The sequence below is a fragment of the Mesorhizobium sp. YIM 152430 genome, from assembly GCF_029210365.1.
Classification (GTDB): Bacteria; Pseudomonadota; Alphaproteobacteria; order Rhizobiales; family Rhizobiaceae; genus Aliihoeflea.
In genome coordinates this window covers 1-25,680 of record NZ_JARGES010000030.1, presented here as the reverse complement: position 1 = coordinate 25,680, position 25,680 = coordinate 1, and the positions used below count along the sequence as shown (strand labels likewise).

The 25,680-nt window shown below is 61.9% G+C and carries 28 protein-coding genes, 2 tRNA genes and 2 pseudogenes; 13 read left to right on the top strand and 19 right to left on the bottom strand.

Translation table 11 applies throughout. From position 1 onward, the window contains the following. Window positions 1-232: 232 nt before the first annotated feature. Together PZ895_RS10440 and PZ895_RS10435 are read right to left on the bottom strand one after the other, a co-directional pair. Window positions 233-877 (bottom strand): outer membrane protein, encoded by a 645-nt coding sequence (locus PZ895_RS10440; protein WP_275838960.1) that lies wholly within the window; start codon window positions 875-877, stop codon window positions 233-235. A 347-nt stretch (window positions 878-1,224) separates the two neighbouring features. Beyond that, a complete protein-coding gene (locus PZ895_RS10435) occupies window positions 1,225-1,326 on the bottom strand; it encodes a DUF2256 domain-containing protein (RefSeq protein ID WP_275838959.1) in 102 nt (33 codons plus the stop codon). 378 nt (window positions 1,327-1,704) lie between these two features. Between PZ895_RS10435 and PZ895_RS10430 the strand changes: the two genes are divergently transcribed. Further along, a complete protein-coding gene (locus PZ895_RS10430; RefSeq protein WP_275838958.1) occupies window positions 1,705-2,163 on the top strand; it encodes a hypothetical protein in 459 nt (152 codons plus the stop codon). A gap of 722 nt (window positions 2,164-2,885) precedes the next feature. On the opposite strand, the gene PZ895_RS10425 is transcribed toward PZ895_RS10430, so the two are convergent. Beyond that, window positions 2,886-4,421 carry a DUF6600 domain-containing protein gene (locus PZ895_RS10425; RefSeq protein WP_275838957.1) on the bottom strand — a complete coding sequence of 512 codons (1,536 nt, stop codon included), beginning with the start codon at window positions 4,419-4,421 and terminating at the stop codon, window positions 2,886-2,888. A 378-nt stretch (window positions 4,422-4,799) separates the two neighbouring features. Between PZ895_RS10425 and PZ895_RS10420 the strand changes: the two genes are divergently transcribed. Next, window positions 4,800-5,561 (top strand): hypothetical protein, encoded by a 762-nt coding sequence (locus PZ895_RS10420; protein WP_275838956.1) that lies wholly within the window; start codon window positions 4,800-4,802, stop codon window positions 5,559-5,561. A 698-nt stretch (window positions 5,562-6,259) separates the two neighbouring features. On the opposite strand, the gene PZ895_RS10415 is transcribed toward PZ895_RS10420, so the two are convergent. From PZ895_RS10415 to PZ895_RS10345, 15 genes and pseudogenes are all read right to left on the bottom strand, one after another. After that, entirely contained in the window at window positions 6,260-7,048 is a 789-nt protein-coding gene (locus PZ895_RS10415; protein WP_275838955.1) for a rhodanese-like domain-containing protein, read from the bottom strand. A 56-nt stretch (window positions 7,049-7,104) separates the two neighbouring features. Beyond that, window positions 7,105-8,472 (bottom strand): annotated as a pseudogene (gene chrA, locus PZ895_RS10410) (chromate efflux transporter). Then, window positions 8,472-8,784, bottom strand: a pseudogene (locus PZ895_RS10405) (chromate resistance protein ChrB domain-containing protein); the annotation flags it as partial. The pseudogenes chrA and PZ895_RS10405, both read right to left, overlap by 1 nt. A 33-nt stretch (window positions 8,785-8,817) precedes the next feature. Next, window positions 8,818-9,530, bottom strand: a protein-coding gene (locus PZ895_RS10400) for an IS5 family transposase (protein ID WP_275839029.1) whose coding sequence is annotated in 2 segments (ribosomal slippage) — window positions 8,818-9,234 and window positions 9,237-9,530 — 711 coding nt in all. Because the reading frame shifts where the segments join, the coding sequence is not laid out codon by codon here. Between the two features lie 215 nt (window positions 9,531-9,745). After that, window positions 9,746-11,551: a site-specific integrase gene (locus PZ895_RS10395; RefSeq protein WP_275838954.1), complete on the bottom strand. Its 1,806-nt coding sequence runs from the start codon at window positions 11,549-11,551 to the stop codon at window positions 9,746-9,748. A gap of 91 nt (window positions 11,552-11,642) precedes the next feature. Further along, a tRNA-Phe gene (locus PZ895_RS10390) sits at window positions 11,643-11,718 on the bottom strand. 130 nt (window positions 11,719-11,848) lie between these two features. Then, window positions 11,849-12,049: a DNA gyrase inhibitor YacG gene (gene yacG, locus PZ895_RS10385; RefSeq protein WP_275838953.1), complete on the bottom strand. Its 201-nt coding sequence runs from the start codon at window positions 12,047-12,049 to the stop codon at window positions 11,849-11,851. Further along, the gene (locus tag PZ895_RS10380) at window positions 12,049-12,675 is read right to left on the bottom strand and encodes a Maf-like protein (RefSeq protein ID WP_275838952.1); all 627 of its coding nucleotides are present in this window, start codon (window positions 12,673-12,675) and stop codon (window positions 12,049-12,051) included. Before PZ895_RS10380 ends, yacG begins: the two co-directional genes overlap by 1 nt. A 27-nt stretch (window positions 12,676-12,702) precedes the next feature. Beyond that, window positions 12,703-12,921 carry a translation initiation factor IF-1 gene (infA, locus tag PZ895_RS10375; protein WP_024588484.1) on the bottom strand — a complete coding sequence of 73 codons (219 nt, stop codon included), beginning with the start codon at window positions 12,919-12,921 and terminating at the stop codon, window positions 12,703-12,705. A 103-nt stretch (window positions 12,922-13,024) separates the two neighbouring features. After that, complete coding sequence (locus PZ895_RS10370) at window positions 13,025-13,462, bottom strand: low molecular weight phosphatase family protein (RefSeq protein ID WP_275838951.1); 438 nt, start codon at window positions 13,460-13,462, stop codon at window positions 13,025-13,027. A gap of 6 nt (window positions 13,463-13,468) precedes the next feature. Beyond that, window positions 13,469-13,954, bottom strand: a complete 486-nt coding sequence (locus tag PZ895_RS10365; protein ID WP_275839028.1) for a UPF0262 family protein — start codon at window positions 13,952-13,954, stop codon at window positions 13,469-13,471. Between the two features lie 5 nt (window positions 13,955-13,959). Then, entirely contained in the window at window positions 13,960-15,252 is a 1,293-nt protein-coding gene (hisD, locus tag PZ895_RS10360) for a histidinol dehydrogenase (protein ID WP_275838950.1), read from the bottom strand. 16 nt (window positions 15,253-15,268) lie between these two features. Further along, window positions 15,269-15,703, bottom strand: a complete 435-nt coding sequence (locus PZ895_RS10355) for a DUF2948 family protein (RefSeq protein WP_275838949.1) — start codon at window positions 15,701-15,703, stop codon at window positions 15,269-15,271. A gap of 119 nt (window positions 15,704-15,822) precedes the next feature. Then, complete coding sequence (gene murA, locus PZ895_RS10350) at window positions 15,823-17,112, bottom strand: UDP-N-acetylglucosamine 1-carboxyvinyltransferase (protein ID WP_275838948.1); 1,290 nt, start codon at window positions 17,110-17,112, stop codon at window positions 15,823-15,825. 106 nt (window positions 17,113-17,218) lie between these two features. After that, window positions 17,219-17,416: a hypothetical protein gene (locus PZ895_RS10345; protein ID WP_275838947.1), complete on the bottom strand. Its 198-nt coding sequence runs from the start codon at window positions 17,414-17,416 to the stop codon at window positions 17,219-17,221. A 120-nt stretch (window positions 17,417-17,536) separates the two neighbouring features. Here PZ895_RS10345 and PZ895_RS10340 point away from each other — a divergent pair. The 6 genes from PZ895_RS10340 (at window position 17,537) to PZ895_RS10315 (ending at window position 23,095) form a co-directional block, all read left to right on the top strand. Next, window positions 17,537-17,611: transfer RNA gene (locus PZ895_RS10340), tRNA-Thr, on the top strand. Window positions 17,612-17,703: 92 nt separating this feature from the next. Continuing rightward, window positions 17,704-19,272, top strand: coding sequence for a hypothetical protein (locus PZ895_RS10335; RefSeq protein ID WP_275838946.1), 1,569 nt, complete (start codon window positions 17,704-17,706; stop codon window positions 19,270-19,272). Window positions 19,273-19,388: 116 nt separating this feature from the next. After that, window positions 19,389-20,627, top strand: a complete 1,239-nt coding sequence (locus tag PZ895_RS10330) for a phage portal protein (protein ID WP_275839027.1) — start codon at window positions 19,389-19,391, stop codon at window positions 20,625-20,627. After that, window positions 20,624-20,962: a gene transfer agent family protein gene (locus PZ895_RS10325; RefSeq protein WP_275838945.1), complete on the top strand. Its 339-nt coding sequence runs from the start codon at window positions 20,624-20,626 to the stop codon at window positions 20,960-20,962. Before PZ895_RS10330 ends, PZ895_RS10325 begins: the two co-directional genes overlap by 4 nt. Then, window positions 20,959-22,509, top strand: a complete 1,551-nt coding sequence (locus PZ895_RS10320) for a phage major capsid protein (RefSeq protein ID WP_275838944.1) — start codon at window positions 20,959-20,961, stop codon at window positions 22,507-22,509. The genes PZ895_RS10325 and PZ895_RS10320 overlap by 4 nt, the downstream gene beginning before the upstream one ends. A gap of 142 nt (window positions 22,510-22,651) precedes the next feature. Further along, window positions 22,652-23,095: a hypothetical protein gene (locus tag PZ895_RS10315; protein ID WP_275838943.1), complete on the top strand. Its 444-nt coding sequence runs from the start codon at window positions 22,652-22,654 to the stop codon at window positions 23,093-23,095. 231 nt (window positions 23,096-23,326) lie between these two features. Here the strand turns inward: PZ895_RS10315 and PZ895_RS10305 are convergent, their stop codons facing one another. Beyond that, entirely contained in the window at window positions 23,327-23,659 is a 333-nt protein-coding gene (locus tag PZ895_RS10305) for a hypothetical protein (protein WP_275838942.1), read from the bottom strand. A gap of 99 nt (window positions 23,660-23,758) precedes the next feature. Here PZ895_RS10305 and PZ895_RS10300 point away from each other — a divergent pair, with 99 nt between their 5' ends. Genes PZ895_RS10300 through PZ895_RS10280 form a run of 5 tightly spaced genes read left to right on the top strand, consistent with a single transcriptional unit; the run spans window position 23,759 to window position 25,662 of the window. Next, a complete protein-coding gene (locus PZ895_RS10300; RefSeq protein WP_275838941.1) occupies window positions 23,759-24,226 on the top strand; it encodes a hypothetical protein in 468 nt (155 codons plus the stop codon). Further along, entirely contained in the window at window positions 24,223-24,516 is a 294-nt protein-coding gene (locus tag PZ895_RS10295) for a head-tail connector protein (protein WP_275838940.1), read from the top strand. Before PZ895_RS10300 ends, PZ895_RS10295 begins: the two co-directional genes overlap by 4 nt. Before the next feature lie 2 nt (window positions 24,517-24,518). Then, entirely contained in the window at window positions 24,519-24,938 is a 420-nt protein-coding gene (locus PZ895_RS10290; RefSeq protein WP_275838939.1) for an HK97-gp10 family putative phage morphogenesis protein, read from the top strand. Further along, window positions 24,935-25,348 (top strand): DUF3168 domain-containing protein, encoded by a 414-nt coding sequence (locus tag PZ895_RS10285; protein ID WP_275838938.1) that lies wholly within the window; start codon window positions 24,935-24,937, stop codon window positions 25,346-25,348. Before PZ895_RS10290 ends, PZ895_RS10285 begins: the two co-directional genes overlap by 4 nt. Then, window positions 25,348-25,662 (top strand): phage head closure protein, encoded by a 315-nt coding sequence (locus PZ895_RS10280; RefSeq protein ID WP_275838937.1) that lies wholly within the window; start codon window positions 25,348-25,350, stop codon window positions 25,660-25,662. Before PZ895_RS10285 ends, PZ895_RS10280 begins: the two co-directional genes overlap by 1 nt. The last annotated feature ends 18 nt before the right edge of the window (window positions 25,663-25,680 follow it).

Genomic DNA, 25,680 nt, shown 5'->3' with positions numbered 1-25,680 from the left:
TCGTGGCGCCGATCCAGCCGAAGGCGATGCCTGTCATCCTGACCGCCCCAGAGGAAATCCAGGCTGCGCGCGTCTTGGGACGAGGCGAGATCTCTGCAAGGGCCCCTGCCCGATTATCAGCATGTTGAGGTTGCGGCAGGTGATTGAGACAAACCTTGCCGAACTTGTTGTCAATGAAAAAAGGCCGGGATTACTCCCGGCCCTGAGTGCTGAGTGTGGCTCAGGAATATGCTTAGAACTTGAAGCTGACGCCGACGCGGACAGCATGTTCATTGACGTCAAAGTCGCCGAGACCCAGGCCGAAATCGTCGCTGCCATAGTCAGAATAGCGATACTCGACCCGAGCCGAAATCATGTCCGTAAAGGCATGCTCAACGCCCGCGCCGACAGTGTAGCCAGTGAGCGTTTCAGACTCATCCACACCGGGCCCCTCGACAAAGCCGTTGGTAATCGCAAGACCGGCGGTGCCATAGATCATCGTGCGGTCGAAAGCGTAACCAAGACGGCCACGAAGCGAACCAGACCAATCCGTGCCCACTTCGTACGTGTCACCGAAGAGGACATACTCGTTCTCGTTCCACGTGTAGTTTATGTCGGCCTCAACGCCGTAGACCAGATTGCCGTTCTGAGCATTCAGTCCGACGTGGGCACCCAAAGTGCCGCCGTCGAAATTCTCGTCCGCAAGGCCGAAGCCCGCCGGGAATTCGAGATCAGTCCAGACATAGCCGCCCTGGATACCGATGTAAGCGCCAGACCAGTCATAGACCGAGGCAACGATGGGAGCGGTCGGTGCCGGGTCATAGATGACTGCGTCAGCCGCGAAAGCAGGAGCGCTGATGACGGCAAGAGCCGCCGAAGCAAGAAGAAGGTTCTTCATACGAATGGTTCCTCGTAATTCAATGGCTTCTAAATACATGAACCGCCACCCGAAGTCTGTCACCCGATTGCCACATTGCTGACAATAAGCAACCTGAGCGTGCTGCGGACATCAGCGCACGCTAAAATATCCAGAATTTCCAACGGTGAGCGAAATGCGGGGCCGACATCGTCAAGCCTGGAGGGTTAAGTCATTGACCCCGCTGGCGATTGCTGCGTCGCCGTCAAGAATTCTGCTACTTCGAGCACCAATGTCAACCGCGCGCGCTAGGCCCGCTCGTCGCCCCTCACACCGGAAACTTCGCTACGGTGACCGGCTCTTGCTGAGCTCCGGCATTGCGCGGGGTACTACCGTACGGCTTCCCCTGTGTTCGCCCATGCCTTCCACCAAACCATCGGTCGACCGCAGAACCGGCAAGGCTTCGACGGCAGATCGGATTTCCGACACATCTTGGGCATCGCGCCGAAATAGCGCTGTTCAAGGGATCAAGCGACAACCGCATTGGGGCGGACCGGTTCCAGAAGTGCGCCATTCCGTACGCGGGCGGCTCGCCGATATCTAGGGTTGCTGCCCGGCCGCGGTCATGCAACTCTGCGCGGAAATCGGGAGGGGGCTCCAAATGAAGATTTCTATCGCTCTTCTTGCGGTGTTGATGCTGGCTGGCCAAGCCAGCGCTCATGGCGGCGGCTGCCGCAAAAGTTCGCCACCCGGTCAATGCTGCCACATGGACAACAGCACCGGCTCTGTTCACTGCCATTGATGAAATCGGGCCTACGGCCCGCGCTGGAGCGTTCCGATGATCGACAGATCATCGGACCGGGCGGGTCATGAAACGATTGCCGTACATTCTGTGCGCCGCCGTGCTAGCGAGCTGCGCCACCGATCAGCCGCCACAGAATGAAAAGCTGACTGACTACGATACGCGGGCGCTTTGCCGGATGGTTTTTGAGGCGACGGACCCGACCCGCCGCGAACAGATCGCAAGCCTCATCCTGAAGCGCGGGGCGAACGCTGAGCGGTGCCGCAGTCTGGTTGAAGCAGATAATGCGATCATGACCGGCATCGCGGTGGGCATAGCGGCCGGCGCAGTCGGTGCAGCGGCTGCAAATAACGGCTACGGAGGCTACGCGCCGTCAGGGTACGGTGTTGCTTGGGATCAGTTCCGGGATGGGAACGGCGGCCTGGTATGGCGCTGTCGAGATCGAGCAACAGGTCGGTTCGTCGACGATTACAATTGCGCGGGCAAAGCGATGGTGGACACGACTTGGCCGGGCTGGAGCGCCTGATCTGTCAGCGCCAGCGAACTGAGCGCCAGCCGGCCGCCTGGGCTTCTTACTCGTGACGGAACCATCGTTGCCCTGCGCATCGTCAATCTGCGTGTGGTCGTACCAAGGCGACCATGGCGGGCCGGTAGCGCGCTGTCATTGCTAGCCCGTAACAGTACGAGCGATTGTTCAGACGTGTTGAGCGGGAGCTTCCGACTATGGGCGGCAGAATAGTCCTGCTATCAAAGCCATACTCAGTGCAGGCTATACAAAGGTAAAGTCCGGGTGACGCTGGAAAGCAAGTGACGACAGCGCTTATTCCAGCAGAACCGGCTGCTTTCGAGGTTACAAACCACCAGTCTTCACGACCGAAATGCCGAATGTCGGCTTTCTGCAATTCCTCGCCAGAACCGGACAGACCGCTCACGGCCCCCTTTGCGACGGAAATCGATTTCCGCCCGGTTGGTAACGCGGCTGTCTTCGGACTTCGGCAATGGGGTGGATTTGCTGCCTGACAGCTTTGGAGCGGAGAAGTTACGAAAGCGGCCATACAGATCGCCGATGCAGCTGACAGCGATTGCGGCCGATGGTCGGGGTCTAACGCGCCATCAAGGCATGTGGCATTTCTTGTGCGGAGCACACCACTCTGCACAAGGAGCGAAAATTGTCACTGGTCCGGTCGACGGCGTTCTGTGCCTCCGACAAATGCCGGGCCGGTCACAAGACCGGCCCGACAACAGTTTCTAGCAGGTCTCCTGGCCTTCAGGGCACGCCTCGCCATTGGCTGGTTCGCCAGAGGGAGCTGCTTCGGTCTCTTCAGCAGGAGCCTCCTCTGTCGGGGCCTCTTCTGCCGGAGCCTCCTCCTGTTCCGGCGCGGCTTCGGCTGGAGCCCCGGATTCGACCGGGGCAGAATCTGCCGGGGCGGCGTCCTCAGCAGGAGCAGCCTCTTCGGCCGGTGTTGCCTCCTCAGCCGGTGCAGTCTCTTCGGCCGGAGCGGCCTCTTCAGCGTCCTCTTCAGGCTGTCCTTCTGCGGGAGCTGCTTCATCGGCTCCTGCCTCGGGCTCTGCAGGAGTTTCGTCGGCTGCCGGCGTCCCGTCCGTGGCTGGCTGTTCGTCAGTAGCGGCGGGTTGCTCGGCCTCAGCGGGCTCTTCGCCGACCGCCGGCTCTTCGGCCGCCGGTTGCTCCTCGGCGTCCTCAGCGGGCTGTTCAGCGTCGGCACCGTCGGCCGGCGTTGCTTCGGTTGCGGCGGGCGCATCGGCATCGCTCTCCTCGGGAGCCGCCTCGTCGGTCGCTCCGTCGTCGGCTATCGGCTCGCCAGCGTCATCCTCGATCTCGGCGGCGCTCGGCGCGTCTGCCTCGGCGGGGACATTTTCAAGCGTCTCCTCGATGATCGCCGGCTCCTCGATCTGGTCGGCCGATTCCACGGCCTCGGGCGGCGCTTTCTGCGGCTCCTCCTCGGAGATGTCCGCCTGGAATGCCACGACCTCGCCATCCGACGTCGACGCCTGGTCCGGATCGTCGACGAACGTTACGTTGACAGTCTGGACGGGCTCGACGACCACGTTCTCGATCTGCGTGATCTCGATCGGCTGATTGATGACGATGTTCTGCTCAATCCGCACGTCTACGCGGGTTGTCGCCTGCGTAAGGATAACCGGAATTTGTGCGATGGGCTGGACATACTGCACGATGGTCGGAGCCGAGATATAGCGCGTTTCGACGAAGACCCAGCTTTCCGCGACCGGCGGGCGGAACGAGGAAGGTGCGCCCCACGCATAGCCACTGCCCTCTGGGGCGATCGGGGCCCAGCCGACATAGTCGCCGCCGGTGCGCCAAGTCACCCAGGCCGGTGCCCACACATTGCCAGGCACCCAGTACCAGCCGTACGAGCGGCTGTAGCCCCAGCGACCATAGTGATAGGTTGCCCAGCCGAAGGGTTCATCGGAGACCCAGTACCAGCCGTAGGCGTCAGTATACGCCCAGTGTCCCTGCGTGTAGGGCCGCCAGTCGCGGCCGACGCCTGCCGGCACGAAGACGTACCCATGCGAACCATGGCGCGCCCATCGCCCGTGAGGTGCAAGGCGGTCGAAGAAGACACCGACGGAAACTCGGGCCTGCGCTTCGGCGGATGTGCCCATCTGCACGGGCACGAAGTCGCGCAAGGCATTTGCTTCGGTCAAGGTGGAGTGTGTGTCGGGGCCAACCATAAGAGTCACGGCGGCAACGCTCGCCATGAGGGATGCTTTCGCAGTCCAGCGCATCGTATCGATCCTGTTCACGAAGGTCCCTTCAAAACGCATAACGCGGACGCGAGCAGAAGGTTCACGGCTTCGTGATCAGATGATCTAGGTTCTATCGGAATTGAAGAGAGCCGCCAGGACGGAAGGGACTAATGCGTCCTGGCGGCCCGCAGTCCGGCTCTGCGGTCCGTAAAGGCGTTGAGCACGGCGATTAACGGAAGCTGTGCCAAATAGTTCCTGACGCGCCCCAGGACGAAGTCGAGCGAGCCGCCTTCCACTGCCGAGGTACCCAAGGATTTCAGCCATCGCTAAAATGCAGATGATGGTCTTCACCACCCGTTAGCTCCCCCCCCGATCGTCCTCGTCTGGCTGGGGATCAAACGATGTTGAAGCGCTTTGCAGCTTCGGAGAGCGGCAATGCTCTATGTCGCCCGGCTGTTTTTGCTGCCCATCGTCATGTCCGTCCTGTTCGCATTGACCCTGAGCCCGATGGTGCGCGTTGCGCGCCGACGCGGCATCCCGAATGCAATCACCGCCTCGGGCCTCGTCGTGACGGTCTCGTTCTTGGCCATCGCCGCAGTCTATCTGTTGAGCGGACCCGTCGTCTCCTTCATCGACCGCGCGCCGATCATCATGCTGGAGGTCAACCGAAAGCTGGAGCATCTGCGCGCTCCGCTGGAAAACGTCTCGCGCGCCAGCGAGCAACTCAGCGAACTGAGTGCCGGCGAGTCAGATCCCTTGGTCCAGGACGTCCGCATCCAGGAGCCGGGACTGATCGTCGAGGCTGCCGACGAGATGCTGACAGTTGGCGGCATCGCCCTTGTAACGATCGTCCTGACCTTGTTCTTGCTCGTCTACAACACGCTCATCTACGAGAAGATCGTGCAGGCTGTTCCCCGCTTCTATGGGCATTCAATTTGCACAAGTCGGACCCATTTAGCAAAAAAGCGCCGACTGCAAGGCAGCCGACGCTTCTACATGTTTCAAACTTGCTCGGCGTCTTACCCGCCGTTGATGCTGCGCTGGACGATTTGCGTCAGCCCTTGGGAAGTGCTCTCTGCGTCGCACTCCGCACCGTCAGCCTTGTTGTCAGCTGCAAGCACATTGGCCTGTACATTGCAGACCGCGGCTGCGATGCCAACAGGCACCTGCACGGACCCGATGTCGATGACATCTTGAACGTCGACGTCGAGGTCCTTTGCGATGTTCTGTGCCACGTTGCTAATGTTGACGCTTACGAGGTTGTTCGCATTCACATTCGGGTTTGCGTTCGTTTGAGCAAATGCCGCACCCGCGAATAGGACACTCGCGACAGCCGCGATGACCGTAGGCTTGATGATGTTCATGATGTGTAGTCCTCGTTGATGTCCCTCGAGAGTGAGAACGAACGCCGTACGTCGGTGTTCCATCAAGCCGCTTCCATTCTGGAAGGATTAGTCCTTTCTCTTCGATGGTGACCATACTGAATTCCAATCTCTTCCGAACGGCAGGTTTTGGGAGGACACAACCGATCTTGGAACGGCGCATGGGGTCACTTGCTGACCAGCCAAACTTTGCATGATAAGGCGGACCCGAAACGGCAGCTAACGGCAAGCGTTTCCCAAAAGCGGACCGTCGGGATACGGCCCCTAAGGCGTCGGCGGGAAATCATTTTCCGACGTCCAGAAAGTCGGGGCGACGCCCACGGCCGATCCGGGGTGGAAAACCGACCGTCTGCTTTCGGATGGCCTCGTGCAAAAGTGGCCATTGGCGAACGGCCAAATTGGGGGGCAGACGCCGACCAGCGGCTTCATGGTCCGACTGTTAGCTTATCGGCTCATCCGGGACTGAATCACTCACGCACGATGGGAGCAAGATCCGTGCATGAGGAAACTGGCCTACTTCACAGGGCAACTCTCATTCTTGGCCCAGTCGGAAAAGCTCAAATAGTAGACGTCGACGTCCTCATAGCCTGCACGCACTGCGGCGATGGCTGCAAGAGCGGCGCGGCCGCCCCCGTCGCAATGGGTGACGAGATGATCTCCAGTCTGGAAGCCGATTGCTGATAGCATCTCTCTCGAATCGCTCGGAGAGCGCAGATTGCCGGACTTAAGCAAGTCCGAATGCGGAAGCAGTTTCGCACCCGGCAGATGACCACCCCGGGCATTGCTCTTCAGATCTTTACCCTTGAACTCAGCCTGGGTCCGTGCGTCGAAAATCGTCGTCGTGTCCAGATTGTCTTTCAGCGTGTGGCGATCAACGAGGCCGACTGGACCTGCATTATACGAAGCTTGAAATGGCATCGTGTTCTGAGGCGTTGGGACCGGTATCGATGCCCGCTCCGTCGCCAGGCTCGCAGTTCCGCCATTTAGCACCAGAGCCTTGGCGCCGAAGAACTGAAGAATGAACCAGACCCGGGCCGCCTCGGTCATAAGGCCGTCGTCAAAGACGACAGCCATCGTTTGGCTCGACAGACCCAGCTTGGCGAATTCCTCTCCCCAGTAGTCAACATTGTCGAACGAGGTAGCGTCGCGCCTTGCAGCATCGACCCATCCTTCGACAGGCACAATGACCGCGCCGTCGATGAGATCGTTCCGATCCGTGGATGTGCCGCGCGCGTCGAGCAGTAGATAAAGGGGGAGCTGCGCCAAGTATTCGGCTTCAATGACGGGATCGGATTGGGACATTCTTGCTTCTCCGGTTCGAGCGCGATCAGGCTTTGGACGCTAAAAAAGGACATCGTTCAGGCCATCCCCGCCAAATGCAACGCGAGGCCAGCGATCGCACAGCCTGCCGGCACGGTGACCGGGCCGAGCTTGAAGCGAAACACAGCGACAAGCGCGGTCAGCACCAGCGCCGCAGCCGCGAGATTGATCGACAACCAGACGGGCACATCCAGATCGAGCGCGAAAGTCGTGATTGTCCCAACCTCCTCGAAGACCACGTGCAGACCGAACCAGACTGCCAGGTTCAGGATGACGCCTACCACGGCAGCCGTGATCGCCGTCAGCGCGGCCGACAGAACCTTGTTGTCGCGCAGTCGCTCGATGAATGGCGCACCGAGGAATATCCACAGGAAGCAGGGTGTGAAGGTCACCCATGTGGTCAGCAGCCCGCCCAGGGTGCCTGCCACCAGCGGCGACAATCCGCCGCCATCGCGGAACGCGCCCATGAAACCCACGAACTGCGTCACCATGATTAGCGGCCCCGGTGTCGTCTCGGCCATTCCGAGCCCGTCCAGCATCTCGCCCGACGCGAGCCAGCCGAAGTTCTGAACGGCCTCCTGCGCGACATAGGCCAGGACCGCATAGGCGCCGCCGAAGGTGACGACCGCCATCACGCTGAAAAAGCCCCCGATCTGGGCAAAGACGTTGGCCGGACCGAACACGGCGAACAGCAGAGCGACCGGCGCCAGCCACAGCACGAGGAACACGGCCGAAATCCGAAAGGCCCAGCCCCGGTTGGCCTGCGTGTGATCAGGCGATTCCTCGCCGAGTAGCGTGTCGGCGTCATCGACCTGGATGGTGCCGACCTTGCCGTGTCCGCCACCGTTCCGGAATGCGGGCAGGCCCGCGCGCGCACCGAAATACCCGATCAAGCCGGCGATCAATATGATCAGCGGAAACGGCACCGCGAAGCCAAAGATCGCGATGAACGAGGCGGCGGCAATGACGACCATGGCATCGTTTTTCAGTGCACGTGACCCGATGCGGATGACCGCCTGCACCACAATGGCCAGCACCGCAGCCTTGAGGCCAAAGAACAGCGCCTCGATCGGTCCGACATTGCCGTAAAGCGCATAGACCCAGCTAAGCACCATGATCGCGACAACGCCGGGAAGCACGAACAAGGCGCCGGCAATGATGCCGCCGAGCGTGCGGTGCATCAGCCAGCCAATATAGACCGCGAGTTGCATCGCCTCGGGCCCTGGCAGCAGCATGCAGTAGTTGAGCGCATGGAGGAAACGCTTCTCGCCGAGCCAGCGCTACTCTTCGACGAGAATGCGGTGCATAAGCGCGATCTGGCCTGCGGGGCCGCCAAAGCTCAGGAGTCCGATACGGGCCCAGATGCGGGTGGCCTCGGCCAGGGTGGGGTAAGCGCGGTCCTGCATCAGTCTGCCTTGAGCTTATTGGAGGGCCAGTTGTGGGTCTCGTCGGTAGCGTCGCGCCCATCGGTAGAAGGCATCATAGAGCAGCATGCCAGCCTCGAGCTGCTCGAGATCATCGGAATACATTCTTGACAGGCCAAGCGACGCCGCCAGGAGATCGGCCGCCTCGGGCGCCAGATCAAGCCTTGCCGTATCCGCCCCGCGCACGATAGCAGCCAGCCGGTCGAGCGGTGGAATAGCAAGGCCGAGCTCGGCCAGCATCACATCGAAGGTGCAAAGCTCGCCCCGGTGGCTCCAGAACACCCCCTCGATGTCAATCAGCTCTTGCTTACTAGGGTTTAGACTCGTTCAGACCCAGAACGCGACGAGGGTTGCTAGCGCGACGGCCGATAGGAAGTTGCGGGCGAGCTTGTCGTATCGGGTGGCGATGCGGCGGAAGTCCTTCAGCCTGCAGAAGGCTGCCTCGATGCGCCAGCGGCCCTTGTATCGGACCTCGTCGTAGTCGATCGGGACCTTCCGGTTCGAGCGCCCGGGAATGACCACATCGGCACCTTCGGCGTGCAGGCGTTTGCGCAGCGCATTGGCGTCATAGCCCTTGTCGGCGATCAGGCAGCGCACCCGACCGGCCGCGTCCATCAGCGGCCCGGCCATGGTGACGTCAGCGACGTTGCCTGCCGTAAGCCGCAAAATGGCTGGGCGGCCAAGAAGATCCGTCACCGCATGGATCTTGGTGGTCTGGCCGCCGCGCGAGGGTCCGATGGCCTGTGCTTTCGCCCCCCTTTTCCGCCACGGGCGGAGCGGTGGGCCTTCACATAGCTGGAGTCGATGGACGCCGACAGCGCAAGCACGCCCTTGGCAACGAGAGCATCCAGGATGCGGCTCCAGAGCAGTCGGCGGGACCAGCGGTTGAAGCGGTTGTAGATGGTCGTGGGCGGACCGTATTCGGCGGGACAGTCCTGCCAGCGGCAGCCCGTCTTCAGCACATGCAGGATGCCGCTGATGACCCGTCGGTCATCGACCCTGCGCGCACCCGGCTGGTTCTTTGGAAGGTGCGGCTCGATCGCCGTCCACGCCTAGTCGTCCAGCCAGAAAAGCCTGCTCATCCTCGCCTCCGTCGCAAAACCACGGCAGGGAATCTGATTTGCTACAGACCTTCAACAGCCTGATTGAGTTTGGACCCTAGTAGCGCTATCGAAGGCAGCGTCTCGCTCAGCGAATTCGCGCACTGAATCGAAGCTGCCGGCGGCTGTGCCGCATTGCCCAATTGTTGGCTCGGTCATGATCGCTCGACGTCGATCTCAAAAACCAGCCCGTACCGAATTTTTGCGACCGCCGCATCCAGTCTTTCCAGCTTGAAGCCGCTGCCATATCGTCCCGCCATGCCTCGCTCGACATGGCCTTGAAGAGCGTTCATGATCGCGGTGTCTATCTCAGCATCACGACAGGCATCTTCGAACGAGTGCCGGAAGCTATGGAAGCAGTTCTTTCGGGTTTTGACGCCAGCCGCACGGATGAGACGAATGAAGAGCTTTGAGGCTGGACCGGATCGATTCTTGGCACTGCCGATCTCGATATCCGGGAATAGTCGCTCATTCGGCTTTTTGACCCGCGCAGTGAAGGCCAAAAGACCAGCTTTCACCAGAACAGGGTGAACAGGTATACGACGATTCGCGGCGCGGGTTTTCACGCGATTTTCATCATCCGATCGGATATCGAAAAAGGTCACGTCGCCAATCGTCTGGATATCTTTGCGTCTGAGCTGGACAATCTCCATCAAGCGCGCGCCCGAATAGGCAGCGATCAAAGGAATCCAATACTTCCCGGATGAGTCCAGAACTTCGGAGCCGGGCTGCAGCCAATGACGTTCCGATTTTGCGCCTGTGAATGGTGGAGCGGCGAATATCAGCTTTAATTCGTCCAGGCTGAACGGATCACGCTCTTCGCGCGGTGTTGTCCCGATCTGCGGCTTGATGCCTTGAAACGGATTTGCTTGAACCTCGTCGAAATTCTTCTTTGCCCAAATAAACAGCGACGAGACCGCATCCATCTTCAGCGTGACATTCTTCGCAGTCGGCATCGGCGCACCTTCAGCCTCGGCCTTCTCTCCGATCGCTACTAATCCCAGGCCCTTATAGGCCGCTTTCTTGTGCGCGTTCGGCGGGATTTTGAAAAGCACATCCTTGAACCGCTTCGCGTCAGCTTTGGCGTAGGTTCCCACAGGGTGATCGCCGCAGACCTCAGTGAATGCCTTGACGGCGGCTTCGCGTTCATGGCGGGTTTTCTCAACCCATGCGTTGGTCCGCTCCTTCTCCGCAATCCAGTCTGCCAGAACAAGCGACAGGCGAGGTCCAGAACCGTTATTGGGTTCAGCCGGCGAGGGCGCACCCGAACGGCTGCCGCTGCGCTCTACCGCCGCGCCGGCTACTACAGGAGCCGTCTCAATTCCAGCATCCGGCTCTCCTGAAATGATGGCTTCCAAAGCATCTATTTCGGCACGGGCGAGCAAGCGCGCTAGAACAAGTCGGCGGTCAGGATCGATGCCGGGGGACCGTTCGTCCGCAGTCGCGGTCAACTCGCTCAAGTTACCGGTTGCGAGCATACGGCGAAGCGTGGCAATGCGATCCTTGGCACGGGTGCGGACGATATAACCGACAATCTTATCAAGATCGCCCTCTGCAACCAGATGGTCGAAAAAGCGAGAGTCCGGCAAGGGAATCAGGTCGCCTGCCCACAATCGCGACGGCTCCGCATAGGTGGCTTCGAAGAGTCCAGCGCGGTCGGCGAACTCTTTGTCGCTGATAGCGCGAGCATGCTGACGAGCAATTTCAGCGAAGCTGAGCACGGGACGGATGGTCGGTTTCTTTTGTCGCGAGGTCTGAACGCGATGCCGATCAAAGACCCGGTTAATTTCCGAAATCTCATCATGAAGCTTCCGCCGAGCTGCCTTGGGGTCTTTGGTGCGCAGCGACTTGGTGATGAAGCGCTTGCCGACGCTGGCGACGATGGAGGTGGGCACACGGACGTGCACGTAATAGGTGCCATTTCGCACCATAAGGCTGCTTGGCATTTCCATCTCGTCCATTCCCCTCTTGTATCACAGTTTGTATGACAGTCGAGAGGAGAAAACCTTTAGAAACCAACGCATTGAGGAGAATCAACTGCTTAGGGGTCGATGGTGCCCAGGGACGGAGTCGAACCGCCGACACTGCGATTTTCAGTCGCATGCTCTACCAACTGAGCTACCTGGGCAACGGCTTCGGTCGGTCTGGAAAGGCCGCTGCGGTGTTGGTGTCCGCCGGAAGCGCGTGGGTTATAACACGCCAAATCGTGCTGTCCAGCGGCTGACGTTGGGAAAGTCGGCGAAAAAATTCGCGTCTTTTCAGCCGCGTTCGTCCGCGCTGCCCTCATCCTCGTCTTCGGTCGCGGGAATGACGTAGGAGCCGGTCAGCCAGCGGTTCAGATCGACATCCTTGCAGCGTTCCGAACAGAACGGAAAGGTCGCGCGCTGCGAGGGTTTGCCGCATTCGGGGCAGGGGCGGCGGGGGCGCAGCGGCGTCACATTGTCGGCGTCGAGTGCCATCAGACGGCCGTTCCGGTCTGCGCCTTCGGCTGCATCTTGAAGCCGTCGCCCGTCAGAAGGCTCAGCGTCTCGTAGAGCGGCAGCCCGACGACATTCGTATACGAGCCGACCAGCTTGACCACGAAGGCGCCCGCGAGCCCCTGGATCGCATAGCCGCCCGCCTTGCCGCGCCACTCGCCGGACGCGAGATAGAAATCGATCTCCTCGCGCGACAACCGCTTGAAGCGCACCCGCGTCTCGACGAGGCGCATCCGCGACTTGCCGGCGGGCGTGATGACCGAGACGCCGGAATAGACCCGGTGCGCGCGGCCGGACAGAAGCCGCAGGCAATCCTGCGCGTCTTCCAGCGTTTCGGCCTTGGGCAGGATGCGCCGTCCGACGGCGACCACCGTGTCGGCGGCCAGCACGAAGGCCGGCTCCTCGCCGAGACGCTTCATGCCTTCGGCGGCCTTGTCGGCCTTGCCCTGCGCCAGCCGTTTGGCGAGCGAGCGCGGATGCTCGGCCCGGTTCGGCGTCTCGTCGATATCGGTCGCGAAGATGCGGTCGGGCTCGATGCCTGCCTGCTGGAGAAGCTCGATCCGCCGCGGCGAACCCGATGCCAGGACAAGCTTCTGGGGAATGCTCATCGAAATCCTGCGCCGCCCGGTGCGGGCCTACTTGAAGCGATAGGTGATGCGGCCCTTGGTCAGGTCATAGGGCGTCATCTCGACCTGGACCTTGTCGCCGGTCAGGACGCGGATGCGGTTCTTTCGCATCCGGCCCGCCGTGTGGGCGATGATCTCGTGATCGTTTTCAAGCTTGACCCGGAACATCGCATTCGGCAACAATTCGACGACGACGCCCGGGAACTCGAGGACTTCTTCCTTCGGCATTCGGAACCTTTGGTTTGTGCTGGTTTCGGCCATATCGGCCGCGATTGGCGCGGAACCTATCCGAAGTTGGGGATTTTGGAAACACGCATAATGCGTGGGCCCACTACGCTTTTCCAAACCGCTTTTGAATCTGCATTTCCAGCCGGTCGCGCACGTCGCGATAGGCGCCCAGGATCTGTTCGCGCGTGCCGGTCGCGGTCGACGGATCGGCGGTCGGCCAGTATTCGACGTCGATAGCCATCGAGCGCGTCAGTTCGAGCGCGGCATGATGCGCCTCGGGCGCCAGCGTCACGATCAGATCGAAATAGCTGTCTTCGAGGTCGTCGAGAAGCTGCGGCCCGTGCATGACCCCATTGAGCCCTGCCTCCTTCAAGACGGCGTCGACGAACGGATCGCGCTCGCCCGGTCGCACGCCGGCGGAAGCGACGAAGACATCCTTCGGCAGGCCGTGCCGTGCCAGCGCTTCGGCAATCGGCGAGCGGATCGCGTTCATGCCGCACAGGAACAGGATCGATTTCGGCGCTGGCTTGTCGCCCGGCATATGGGGTCAGCCCCGCCAGTGCAGCACGCAAACCAGCGTGAAGAGCCGCCGCGCCGTGTCGAAATCGACCTCGATCTTGCCCGACAGCCGATCCATCAGCGTCTGCGAGCCCTCGTTGTGAAGCCCGCGCCGGCCCATGTCGATCGCCTCGATCTGGCTTGGCGTCGAGGTGCGGATCGCTTCGTAATAGCTCTCGCAGATCAGGAAATAATCCTTCACGATCCGCCGGAACGGCGTCAGCGACAGGATGTGCGTGACGACGGCCGCATCGTCCTCGCGCGAGATGGAAAAGACCAGCCTGGAATCGGCGAGCGAAAGCTTGAGCTTGTAGGGTCCGCCCGCATCGTCGCTGACGGGATGGAAGTTGTTGTCCTCGATCAGATCGAAGATCGCGACGGCACGTTCGTGCTCGACATCGGGCGTCGAGCGGCCGATCGATTCGTCGAGTTCGACGTCGATCAGGCGGTTGCGTGTCGTGTCGCCGCCGTCCATCGCGCTCACATGTTCAGCCGGATGGAGACCGCGCGACCGTGCCCGGCAAGCCCCTCGGCCTCCGCCAGCGCGATCGCCGCCGGGCCGAGCGCGCGGAGCTGATCCGGCCCGCATTTCAGGATCGAGGTCCGCTTGACGAATTCCATGACCGACAAGCCCGACGAAAACCGCGCCGAGCGCGCGGTCGGCAAAACGTGGTTCGACCCGCCGACATAGTCGCCGATGGTCTCGGGCGTATGCCGGCCGAGGAAGATCGCGCCCGCATTGCGGATGCGCGCCATCAGCGCCTCGGGGTCCGCGACCGCAAGTTCCAGATGCTCGGCCGCGATCCGGTCGATCAGCGGCAGCGCCGCATCGAAATCGTCGACGCGGATGACCGCCCCGAAATCGCGCCAGCTCGCCGCCGCGATCTCGCCGCGGGGCAGGGCCGCGATCTGGCGCTCGACTTCCGCGACGACCCGTTCGCCGAACGCCGCGTCGTCGGTGAGCAGGATCGACTGCGCCGCCACGTCGTGCTCGGCCTGCGCGATCAGGTCTGCCGCGATCCAGGCCGGGTCGTTGTCGGCATCGGCGACGACGAGGATCTCGGACGGCCCTGCGATCATGTCGATGCCGACCGTGCCGAATACCTGGCGCTTGGCCGCCGCGACATAGGCATTGCCCGGCCCGACGATCTTCGAGACCGGCCGGATCGTCTCGGTCCCATGGGCAAGCGCCGCGATCGCCTGCGCCCCGCCGATGCGGTAGATTTCGCTGACGCCGGCAATGTGCGCCGCCGCCAGAACGAGCGGGTTCACCACGCCGTCCGGCGTCGGCACCACCATCACGATGCGCGTCACGCCCGCCACGCGCGCCGGCACGGCATTCATCAGGACGGAGCTGGGATAGCTCGCTGTTCCTCCGGGCACGTAAAGCCCGACGGATTCGATTGCCGTCCAGCGCGACCCGAGCTCGACGCCGATCGCGTCGACATAGCGGTCGTCATTCGGCATCTGCCGCTGGTGATGCGAGGTGATGCGATCATGCGCGAGCCTCAGCGCGTCGAGCGTCTTGGCATCCACCGCACCGACCGCCGCCTCGATCTCCGCCTGCGAGAACGCGATGCCCGTATCGGAAAAATCGAGCCGGTCGAACCGGCGGCTGTAGTCGAGCAGCGCCTCGTCGCCGCGCGCGCGCACGTCCGCGACGATGGCGCGCACCGTGTCGTCGACATCCTGCGCGGCCTCGCGCTTGGAGCCGAGAAAGGCCGAGAATCCGGCCTCGAAATCGGCGTCGGTCATGTCAAGGCGAATGGCCATGTCGCTGGTGTCGTCCTCAGGGCGTGTGCTGCGGGCGGCTGCCGGTTTCCCATGCCGCGCCGAGGTCGGCAAGCCGTGCCTCGACATATTCAACCTCGAGCCGCATCGCCGCATCGCCGGCAAAGACGAGCTCGATCGTGCCGGCCGGCGCCTCGCCCGGCGCAAAGCGGATCGCCAGCAACTCGTGTACATCCTCCGGCCGCGTCCGGTCGACACCTGAAAGCCTGACGCCCATAACGCGCTCGAAATGCAGCGCCGTGCGCCGGCGCTCGTAGTCGCGGCGGAAAAATCCGGTCTTCTTTTCCCACACGAAGCGGTTCATCGCGAGGACGAGACGCTTCTGCTCGGGAAAATAGGCGATGTCCTTGGTCTTCAGGACGGCATCCTGGCAATGAGCGGAAATGACTTTCAGATCCTCTTCGTCGAGTGCGACGAGTTTCAGTTCGCTCATTGCTCATGCCCCAATCTTCGCGCCGCGTAACGCCGCGTGCCGGCGTTGCGCCGGTCGCAATCGACCATATAGTTTAGTTGCAGTGCAACTAAAACCCGGCCCGTCGCGCGAAGTTCCGATCAGGACGACAGCCGCTCGATCGCCGCGCCGCATTCGGAAAGCTTGGTTTCCAGCCGCTCGAAGCCGCGGTCGAGATGATAGACGCGGTTGACGATCGTCTCGCCCTCGGCCGCCAGCCCTGCGATCACCAGCGAGACGGAGGCGCGCAGATCCGTCGCCATGACGGGCGCGCCGCGCAGTCGCCCGACGCCGTCGATGATCGCCGACTGGCCGGAAAGCGAGATTTTCGCGCCGAGCCGTGCCAGTTCCTGCACATGCATGAACCGGTTCTCGAAGATCGTCTCGGTGATCTTCGAGCGCCCGTCCGCCTTGGTCATCAGCCCCATGAACTGTGCCTGGAGGTCGGTCGGAAATCCGGGGAAGGGCTCGGTCGTGATGTCGGCCGGCCCGATGCCCGAGCCGTTGCGCACGACGCGCAGGCCCGAATTCGTCTGGGTGATCTCCGCGCCCGTCCGGGAAAGCGTGTCGAGCGCGTTCTGCAACAGGTCCGCCCGCGCGCCTTCCAGCACCACGTCGCCGCCCGTCATCGCCACGGCCATCGCATAGGTGCCGGTCTCGATCCGGTCCGGGATGACCTCGACGCGCGCGCCGTGCAGGCGGGAAACGCCGTCGATCACGATGGTCGCCGTCCCGGCGCCCGAAACCTTCGCGCCCATGGCGTTGAGGCATTCGGCGAGGTTGACGACTTCCGGCTCCTGCGCGGCGTTCTCGAGGATCGTCTGCCCCTTGGCGAGGGTCGCCGCCATCATCAGGACATGCGTCGCGCCGACGGAAACCTTCGGGAACACGTAGCGCGCGCCGATCAGGCCCTTTTGCGCCTTGGCGATGATGTAGCCCTGCTCGATCTCGATCTCGGCCGAAAGCGCCCGCAGCCCATCGATGAAGAGATCGACGGGGCGCGTCCCGATCGCGCAGCCGCCCGGCAGCGAAACGCGGGCCTCGCCCATGCGCGCCAGAAGCGGCCCGATGACCCAGAAGCTCGCCCGCATCTTGGAGACGAGTTCGTAGGGCGCGGTCGTGTCGACGATTTCCTTGGCGGTGAAGTTGATCGTCCGCGAATAGCCTTCCTGTTGAGAAAGCCGCCTTCCGTTGACCGAATAGTCGACGCCGTGATTGCCGAGGATGCGGATGAGCTGCTCGACATCGGCCAGATGCGGCACGTTGTGCAGCATCAAGGTCTCGTCGGTCAGGAGCGAGGCGATCATCAGGGGAAGGGCGGCGTTCTTCGCGCCCGAAATCGGAATGGTGCCACGCAGTTCGTTGCCGCCAAGGATGCGGATGCGATCCATCTGTTCTTCTCTTTCCCGGTCCCAGAGGGACTCGGCTGTTCGCAGGGGTAAAGGCGGGCTGTAGCGTATAGAAACCGCCGGTTCAAGGAACGCTCCGGCGCGGGCGTCACTTATCCGCGTCGCCGTCATCCTCCTGCAACAGCCCGTCCGGCCGCTCGTCGGCCTCGCCGGCGCGCCGCGCGCGCGATTGCGCCTTGCGCTTTTGCAGATTGGCGCGCAGCCGCTCGGCAAGCCGCTTCTGGCGCGCGTTCTCCTGCCGTTCGGCTTCGCTGGTCTTCGGGGGCGGGCGTGTCTGGCTGGTCATGGCCGATATCTAGCGCCTGTCCCGCCCCGACGGAACAGCTTTCGCAAGGTCGCCCGAAAAGCTGGTTTGCCCGCTTGCGCTCTCCCCCCTTCCTATGGCAGAAGACCGCCGCATCCGGAAGCTGCGGTAGCTCAGTGGTAGAGCACTCCCTTGGTAAGGGAGAGGTCGAGAGTTCAATCCTCTCTCGCAGCACCATCCTATCCCCTTGAAATCGCTAAAGTCCTTGACCCGCAAGGGTTTGCGTCCATATTGATGTTACAAACGTCGTAACAAAATGGATGCTCGCCATGGCTGGCACAGTCCGAAATCTGCTCAATCGAGACGGTCGACATTTCGCGCGGCTGGTCGTCCCGAAAGAGCTTCGTCAGTTCGTCGGAAAGACCGAACTTCGGTCGCCGCTTGGCCCCGATCGACGCGAAGCGATGAAAAAGCTGCCCGGCGCCGTGGCCTTGCTTCAGCACGAGATTGCGCTTGCCGAACGGCGCGCGGTGGAGGCAGGCCAACGGCAAGTCACGATCGGCCGCTATCCGCTGGCAGCGGACCAGATCGCCCTGCGCAACTATCAGTCCCGGCTCGCATTTGATGATCAGCTTCGGAACATGGATGCTCGGCACAGCGCCGGCTATGTGGATGAAAGGCTTGTCGCGCAGCTTCGCGACGGCATCGCCGGGCGGCTCACGAACGAAGAGCTTCAGGAGCTCGTCGGCGAGCGGATTGAGTATTACCGACGCCTTGGGAACACTACCGCTGAACCCGGCAGCGAAGAATGGCGCACCTTGGCGCGCGCCATGTGCATTTCCGAGTATGAGGCACTGTCGCGCGTTGCCGAACGTGACGAAGGCGACTTTACCGGCATTCCATCGCATCCCGTTATCGCCAACGCCGCGCCGGTCAAAGACGAAAAGCCTCCCGTCTCGATCAAGCGCCTCTTCACGGATTACGTCGCCAGCCGCGAGGTCATAGGGAAGGGGAAGGGGATTGCGAAACGATGGTCGCCGGTCTTCACCGATCTGATCAAATTCGTCGGCCACGATGACGCGCGGCGGCTGACGAAGCAAAACCTCATGGACTGGCGCGATGCGCGCTTGAAGACGCTCTCGGCTAAGACGGTCGGCGACGTGAACCTCGCATCCGTCCGCACTGTCCTGAAATGGGCTGTCGAGAATGACCGACTTGAAGAGAACGTCGCGGAGAAGGTTCGCCAGCAAGTGCCGCGCAAGCAACTGTCGCGCGAAAAGGGCTTCACCGATCAGGAAGCCCTGATCATCCTTCGCGCGGCTCGGAACCACAAGCCGACGATCACCGACAACGCGGCGACGACCGAACATCCCGCGACCACGGCCGCGAAGCGCTGGTCGCCGGTCCTATGCGCGTTCTCCGGCGCGCGCATCGGAGAGATTGTGCAGCTTCGCAAAGAGGACTTCCGGAAGGAAGGCGATGTCCATGTCATGCGGATAACGCCCGACGCTGGCACCGTCAAAGCAGGCGGCTACCGCGACGTTCCGTTGCATCCGCAATTGATCGACATGGGCTTCATGGATTTCGTGGCTGCCTCGTCAGGTGGCCCATTGTTCTATCCCAACCGCAAAGGCGTGAAGGCGGCAAGCGCCGCACGCACCGTCGCCGGCCGGATCAGTGAATGGCTTCAGAAGCTCGAAATCGTGCCGGAAGGCGTCAGCCCAAGCCACGGATGGCGGCACCGTTTCAAGACGGTCGGTCGGGAAGAGGGGATTTCCGACCGGACGCTTGACGCCATCCAAGGACATGCGGCGAAGACGGCCGGCGATAGCTATGGGGATGTGACGATCAGGGCAAAGAAAGCCGCCATCGACAAACTACCTAGATATGAAATCTAGTAAAAAGTCAATGAATTTATTCCTACCTTGAGCAAATAAACCGGATTCACACGCTGATTCGACCGTGAGACAATATTCCAGATCGAAGTATTTGGAGTGTTGTTGCGTTGCGTGGCATGAAAGAGTTGAAGCGATTGTTTTTAGGCGAGACTGAAAAGAAGTCAGTCTCGCTTAACAACCCCGATGCTTTCGGCATCTTCGGCGTCACGCCGACTGTCTCCGGTCCCTCGATCAATGCCGCGACCGCTTTGCGCGTCCCGGCCGTCCATTCCGCTATCGTGCTTATCGCCGGCACGATTGGTTCGCTTCCCGCCAAGGTTTTCCTGAAAGAACCTTCTGGCGGGAAGCGAACCGCTTCCGACCATGCCGCCTATCGCCTTGTCCATGACGAGGCGAACGACTGGACTTCGGCCGGCGAGCTTCGCGGCCAACTCACCGCCGACGCGCTCTTGCACGGCAGCGGCTATGCGCATGTCGGCCGCAACTTCGCCGGCCGCGCCGTTTTCTTTACCCGGCTCGATCCCCGCTCGATCACCATCAAGATTGACGACGCCAGCGGCGAACCGTCCTATGTGCAGCGCGACAATGCCGGCCGTGAAGTCAGCTTCCACTATCGCGACATTCTCCATATTGCCGCCCCGCTTGGCGTCTCGCCGATCAGCGCCGGTAAAGAGGCGATCGGCCTTGCAACCGTTTTGGAGCGCCACGCCGCGCAACTCTTCGGCAGCGGTGCGCGCCCGTCCGCGATCCTGTCGAAAGAAGGTCGCGCCAACACCGGAAGCGATGGCGGCGCATCCGTCATGGCAAACATCAAGAAGGCGTTCCGTGCGTGGCAGGCCAACGGCAACGCCGACCCGCTCTTCCTTGATGACGGCTGGACCTACAATCCGGCGACGATGACCTCGACCGATGCGCAGTTCTTGGAGAACCGCCGTTTCCAGATCGAGGAAATCGCCCGGCTCTTCCGCGTCCCACCGCCCATGCTCTTCGATCTGACGCGCGCCACATGGTCCAATAGCGAAGAGATGGCGCAACAGTTCCTGACCCTCACGCTTCGGCCGTGGCTGGACGCATGGGAATGGGCCTATGCGCGCGTCCTGCTTTCGGCCGAAGAGCGCGCCGAAGGCTTCTATGTCGAGTTCATCCTTGACGACCTTCTGTCGGCCAACGCCGCCACACGCGCCACGACCTATGCGCAGTATCGCGCCATGGGCGCGATGACGGCGAACGAAGTGCGCAGCGGCTTGAACCTTCCCGCCAAGCCCGGCGCTGACACGCTCGACAATCCCAACATCACGCCCGGCAAGCCTGTCGGCGAGAACGACAACACCATCCCCGCAAAGGACGCCGCATGACGCACGTCGCATTTTTCGGCGACGGCGAACGGATGTTCGCCTTGCCATTCCCCCTCATTGAAGAGCTTCAGCGCAAGACCGGCGTCGGCATCGGCGCGCTCTTTCAGCGGATGTGCTCGCTTCATTTCTCGATCACCGACATCTCTGAAACGATCCGGCTGGCTCTGATCGGTGGCGGCACTGATCCGAAGGAAGCCGCCGCGCTGGTCGCGACCTACGTCCAGACCCGGCCGCTCGCCGACTCGATCCCGCTCGCGTTCGCCATCCTCGAAACCGTTTGGCTCGGCTCGCCGACGACCAGCCAGGAAGATCAGCGACAAGGTGAAAGCGAATGACCGAACGTCTCGAAATCAAGGCGTCCTTCAGCGTTGACGACGCCGGCACCATCACCGGCATCGCGTGGCCGTTCGGTTCGCCCGATCGCGTCGGCGACCTGATCGAAAAAGGCGCGTTCGCCGCGCCGTCCCGCGTCCCGATGCTCTTCGCCCATGATCAGGGCCAAGCCATCGGCGTTTGGGATGAGATCACCGAAACCGACGCCGGCCTTCAGGTGAAGGGCCGTCTTCTTATCGATGACGTTGCCCGCGCTCGCGAGGTTCGCGCGCTTGTCCGCGAGAAGGCCGTCGCCGGCTTGTCGATCGGGTTTGTCACCCGCAAGGCCAAAGCTCGTGCCGGTGGTGGTCGCACCATCTCGGCACTCGACCTTCACGAAATCAGCATCGTCGCCGTTCCCTGCCATCCCGGCGCGACCATCACCTCAATGAAAGCCGCGACGGATGGCCCGGCAATGGAGAACCATATGGAACCCGAACTGAAGAACGAAAACCAGCCGAAGGCCGATCCGGTCATCGATACCAAGGCGCTGGACGCGCTGAAGGCCGAAGTGAATGCCCGGCTCGATAAGATCGAGGCGAAGAGCAATCGCCCGCTCGCCGCCAACACCAATCACCCGGCCGGCGACAATGACAATTTCGAGCGCAAGGCATTCGCCGACTTCCTTCGCGGCACCGAACTCGATCGCAAGGCTCTGACCGTCGCGACCGACGCGCCCGGCTACATCCTCGCACCGGAAGACCGCTCCGGCGAGTTCCTTCGCAATCTGGTCGAGTTCTCGCCGGTTCGCGGCATCGCCGATGTCCGTTCGACCGGCTCGCATACGATCATGCTGCCGAAGCGCCTGTCCGTCACCAATGCCAAGTGGAAGGGTGAAACCGTCGCTTCCGAAGCGTCCGAACCGACCTTCGATCAGATGGAACTGTCGATCAAGGAAATGACGACGCACGTCGATATCGGCAATTGGCTGATCGAGGATGCCACGCATGACGTTGAAGCCGAAGTCCGCCTTGCGCTCGCCGAAGACTTCGCGGCCAAGGAAGGCATCGCTTTCGTCAACGGCTCGCTCGCTCTTGAACCGAAGGGCTTCATGACCGATGCCGGCATTGTCGAGTTCGACAACGGCCACGCCGCCCTGATCGACGCCGACGCGCTGATTTCGATGATGTATGCCCTTCCGGCCGTCTACCGCAATCGCGGCACGTGGGCGATGAACGGCACCACGCTTGCCGCCATCCGCAAGCTGAAGGACGGTCACGGCAACTATCTGTGGCAGCCGTCCTATCAGGCAGGCCAGCCGGAAACGATCCTTGGCCGTCCCGTGGTCGAGCTGGTCGATATGGCCGACATCGCCGCCGACGCCGAACCGATCATTTTCGGCGACTTCAAGGCCGGCTATCGCATCTATGACCGGATCGAGCTTGCCGTTCGCCCGAATCCCTACCTTCTGGCAACCGAAGGGCTTGTCCGCTTCCATGCTCGCCGCCGTGTCGGCGCTGGCGTGGTGCGCACTGATGCCTTCCGCAAGCTGAAGATGGCAGCGGCCTAAGACCATGCGGCTCGCATCTGACCCTATCACGATCGCGGTGGACGGCGTTAGCGCAACGCTTCGCCCGTCGCTGCGAGCCGCATATCACCTTCAGCGCCGACATGGATTCGCGGCGCTCATTCAGGGCGTCCTCGATTCCGATTTGGCAGTCGTGGCCGACCTGATCGAACACGGTTCGAACGACGCGGCGGCACTCGCCGCCCTTGTGCGTGACATCGAAAAGAACGGCGTCCTGAAGCTCGATCGCCTCAAGCCGGCGCTCATGCAATATATTGCCGCCCTGATCGGCGCTGACGCTGATGAGACGCCCGAAACGTCGCCATCCAAGGCGATGACCTTCGCAGAGTTCTTCGAAAGCTGCTTTGAGATCGGCACCGGCTGGCTTGGCTGGACGCCCGAAGCGACATGGAACGCCACACCCGGCGAGATCATCGCAGCCCAACGCGGCCTCATCGCCAAGCTCAAAGCCATTCATGGCAGCACCGAAGACGAACCGACCTATGACCCACGCGAGGACGTGAGCGAAAGCGAAGTGCTTTCGGGCATCGCCAAGCTGAAGGCCAATGCGCGCCGGGGGAAGCACTGATGCGTCCGCCCCGCCTTTGCTCGTGCGGCAATATCGTCCCGGCCGATCAACGTTGCGCGTGTCAGATCACGGCCGATCGCGCCCGTAAGGCTCGCCATGATCGCCGCCGGCCTTCCGCTCGGCAGCGCGGCTACACCTCCGAATGGCAGAAGGCGCGCGCCGCCTTCCTGCGCATGTTCCCGTATTGCCGGCACAACGGTTGCGGCCGACCGGCCACGATCGTGCATCACGTCATTCCCCATAAGGGCGATCAGCGCCTCTTTTGGGATCGGGGAAACTGGCTGGCTTGCTGTAAATCTTGCCACGATGGTCCGCTTCAGAGAGCGGAGCGCGGCCGATGACGCCTTCACCCCCCTGCCTGTCAGCACCCCTTACATCTTTCCAGCGCTTCAGTCTCGCAACGCCATTAGCTGTCAGCTTGATCATGTGCGTCGTGTCATCGATTGCGACTAGCCCAAGATCAACAAGACGCGCGGCTACGTCGAGATCAACACGCATGTCGCCAAGCTGCACTTCCGTCCGGTTCGCGAGCAACAACAGCGTTTGCTCTTTCGCATCAACCATGCGGACCCCTCCTGTTGATGTCCGCTCAAGCTACGGTTCGCGCGGCCGGCCGTCTCTAACATTTGATTACCGTGTGAACGATTACATGAGGCCCGTGCGATGACGCGCGACGATCTTCTCACGTTCAATGGCGTCACACAGTCGATCAGCGAATGGGCGCTCGACTACGGCATCACCGTCGAAATCATCATGCAGCGCCTACGTGCCGGTATGCGCGTCGGCAAAGCCATCACGAAGCCGATGCTCGTCAAGAAGGGCTTTCGCCTTCCTGATCCTAGTGAAGAAGAAGATCGGCGACCTACGCGCCCGAATGCAATCATGGCGACGTTCAACGGCGAGACTCGATCCTTGCTCGAATGGTCGCGCATCACTGGCATATCGCGAACCACGATCGGCCGGAGACTTGATGAAGGCTGGACGATCGAGAAGGCATTGACGACACCGCCGCGCGGCAAGGCCAAGCCGGGGGTGGTCTCCAATTTGCGGGCGTCCTTGGGGACCGGCGCGGGGAGCGACGCTTCCGAGATTTCCGAAATAGATTCCCACACCGAAAAGGCTTCGCAATGACCTTGCCGAACGCTGCCGATCTGCGTCGGCAACTCAATCTCGACCTCGATCAGGAATACGACGCCTTCCTTTCGGCCAAGCTCGCCGCCGCGTCCGGCTGGATCGAATCCTATGTCGGCGAACCGCTCGCCGGCCTTGATCCGTTCCCGGCCGCCATCCGCGAAGCCATCCTTCAGCTTGCCGCGCACCTCTATGAGAACCGGGAAGCCGTTCTTGTCGGCGTGTCGGCGTCCGAACTCCCCTTCGGCGTGGTCGATCTAATCCGGCCCTATCGCATCTGGACGTTCTGATCATGGCTGTTTCACCGCAGATCGCGCGGCTTCAGCGCCGCCTTGAAGCGATTCCGAAGAGCGTCCGCGAAGCCGTGCAGCCGTCGCTTGTGCAGTCTGGCGAAGAACTCGCCGGCCTGATGCGCCAGCTTGCACCTGAAGATGAAGGTGATCTGAAAGAATCGATCGCCGTCACCGCGCCCGGCGACCAGACGCCGGCCTATTCCCAGCCGGGCGGCTCGCGTGTCGCTGGCGAGTTGGAAGTGCTGGTGACTGTCGGCGACGAGCAAACCCGCTACCCCCATTTGCAAGAATACGGAACTAGCCACCACGAGGCGCAGCCATTCTTCTGGCCGGCCTTCCGACTCCTGCGCAAACGACTTCAGAACCGAACGAAACGCGCCGTCGCCAAGGCCGTGCGCGAGCACTGGAAAAACCAATGATCGAGCCGACCCTTGCCCTTCGCACCGCTATCCGATCGAAGCTGATCACCACGCCGGCCGTCACGGCGCTGGTCGATCCTGCGAACATCCGTTCCGGCTCGACCCGGCCCGGCGAGACGCCGTGCATCATCATGGCGAACAGCACCACGACCTTGCACGGCCACGACTACACGTCGCAACGTGCCGCGTGGGTGTATCTCGACCTCCACATTTGGACGCACGATCAGGGTGCCGACGCTGCGCACGAGATCGCTTTCGCGGTGCAAGGCGCGCTCGACAAGAATCTCGAAGTGGCCGGCGGCTATTGCGATCACTTCAAAGTGGTGCGCAGCGCCTTCCCACGCGACCCTGACCCGGCGTTCGGCCATGGCGTCCTTTCGATGGAAGCCCTAATTCGGTGGATCGTGTAATGCGCGCTGGAAAGCTCGATCGCATCATTACCATTGAACGCAAAACCGAAACCGTTTCGGATTCTGGCAGCGTCGTCGCCGCCTGGACGGAAATTGCCACGACCCATGCCGAGATCATGCGCCGGTCCTTTGACGAGATGGCTATGGGCTTCGGCGAAGTGGAGGCCGGCACGACCGTCTTCCGCGTCCGTTGGCGCGAAGGCATCACCACGGCCGATCGGATCATGTTCGACGGCATCGCGCACGACATCAAAGAGATTGGTGAAATCGGCCGGCGTCGTGCGCTCGAAATCCGCGCGGTGGCCGTGTCGTGACACGCGGCCTCAAACCCT

Excerpts from the sequence above, each read along its gene's own strand:
- PZ895_RS10440 (WP_275838960.1), bottom strand. The coding sequence starts at position 877 with ATGAAGAACCTTCTTCTTGCTTCGGCGGCTCTTGCCGTCATCAGCGCT.
- PZ895_RS10435 (WP_275838959.1), bottom strand. The coding sequence starts at position 1,326 with ATGTGTCGGAAATCCGATCTGCCGTCGAAGCCTTGCCGGTTCTGCGGT.
- PZ895_RS10430 (WP_275838958.1), top strand. The coding sequence starts at position 1,705 with ATGAAACGATTGCCGTACATTCTGTGCGCCGCCGTGCTAGCGAGCTGC.
- PZ895_RS10420 (WP_275838956.1), top strand. The coding sequence starts at position 4,800 with ATGCTCTATGTCGCCCGGCTGTTTTTGCTGCCCATCGTCATGTCCGTC.
- PZ895_RS10415 (WP_275838955.1), bottom strand. The coding sequence starts at position 7,048 with ATGTCCCAATCCGATCCCGTCATTGAAGCCGAATACTTGGCGCAGCTC.
- PZ895_RS10395 (WP_275838954.1), bottom strand. The coding sequence starts at position 11,551 with ATGGACGAGATGGAAATGCCAAGCAGCCTTATGGTGCGAAATGGCACC.
- yacG (WP_275838953.1), bottom strand. The coding sequence starts at position 12,049 with ATGGCACTCGACGCCGACAATGTGACGCCGCTGCGCCCCCGCCGCCCC.
- PZ895_RS10380 (WP_275838952.1), bottom strand. The coding sequence starts at position 12,675 with ATGAGCATTCCCCAGAAGCTTGTCCTGGCATCGGGTTCGCCGCGGCGG.
- infA (WP_024588484.1), bottom strand. The coding sequence starts at position 12,921 with ATGCCGAAGGAAGAAGTCCTCGAGTTCCCGGGCGTCGTCGTCGAATTG.
- PZ895_RS10370 (WP_275838951.1), bottom strand. The coding sequence starts at position 13,462 with ATGCCGGGCGACAAGCCAGCGCCGAAATCGATCCTGTTCCTGTGCGGC.
- PZ895_RS10365 (WP_275839028.1), bottom strand. The coding sequence starts at position 13,954 with ATGGACGGCGGCGACACGACACGCAACCGCCTGATCGACGTCGAACTC.
- hisD (WP_275838950.1), bottom strand. The coding sequence starts at position 15,252 with ATGGCCATTCGCCTTGACATGACCGACGCCGATTTCGAGGCCGGATTC.
- PZ895_RS10355 (WP_275838949.1), bottom strand. The coding sequence starts at position 15,703 with ATGAGCGAACTGAAACTCGTCGCACTCGACGAAGAGGATCTGAAAGTC.
- murA (WP_275838948.1), bottom strand. The coding sequence starts at position 17,112 with ATGGATCGCATCCGCATCCTTGGCGGCAACGAACTGCGTGGCACCATT.
- PZ895_RS10345 (WP_275838947.1), bottom strand. The coding sequence starts at position 17,416 with ATGACCAGCCAGACACGCCCGCCCCCGAAGACCAGCGAAGCCGAACGG.
- PZ895_RS10335 (WP_275838946.1), top strand. The coding sequence starts at position 17,704 with ATGGCTGGCACAGTCCGAAATCTGCTCAATCGAGACGGTCGACATTTC.
- PZ895_RS10330 (WP_275839027.1), top strand. The coding sequence starts at position 19,389 with ATGAAAGAGTTGAAGCGATTGTTTTTAGGCGAGACTGAAAAGAAGTCA.
- PZ895_RS10325 (WP_275838945.1), top strand. The coding sequence starts at position 20,624 with ATGACGCACGTCGCATTTTTCGGCGACGGCGAACGGATGTTCGCCTTG.
- PZ895_RS10320 (WP_275838944.1), top strand. The coding sequence starts at position 20,959 with ATGACCGAACGTCTCGAAATCAAGGCGTCCTTCAGCGTTGACGACGCC.
- PZ895_RS10305 (WP_275838942.1), bottom strand. The coding sequence starts at position 23,659 with ATGGTTGATGCGAAAGAGCAAACGCTGTTGTTGCTCGCGAACCGGACG.
- PZ895_RS10300 (WP_275838941.1), top strand. The coding sequence starts at position 23,759 with ATGACGCGCGACGATCTTCTCACGTTCAATGGCGTCACACAGTCGATC.
- PZ895_RS10295 (WP_275838940.1), top strand. The coding sequence starts at position 24,223 with ATGACCTTGCCGAACGCTGCCGATCTGCGTCGGCAACTCAATCTCGAC.
- PZ895_RS10290 (WP_275838939.1), top strand. The coding sequence starts at position 24,519 with ATGGCTGTTTCACCGCAGATCGCGCGGCTTCAGCGCCGCCTTGAAGCG.
- PZ895_RS10285 (WP_275838938.1), top strand. The coding sequence starts at position 24,935 with ATGATCGAGCCGACCCTTGCCCTTCGCACCGCTATCCGATCGAAGCTG.
- PZ895_RS10280 (WP_275838937.1), top strand. The coding sequence starts at position 25,348 with ATGCGCGCTGGAAAGCTCGATCGCATCATTACCATTGAACGCAAAACC.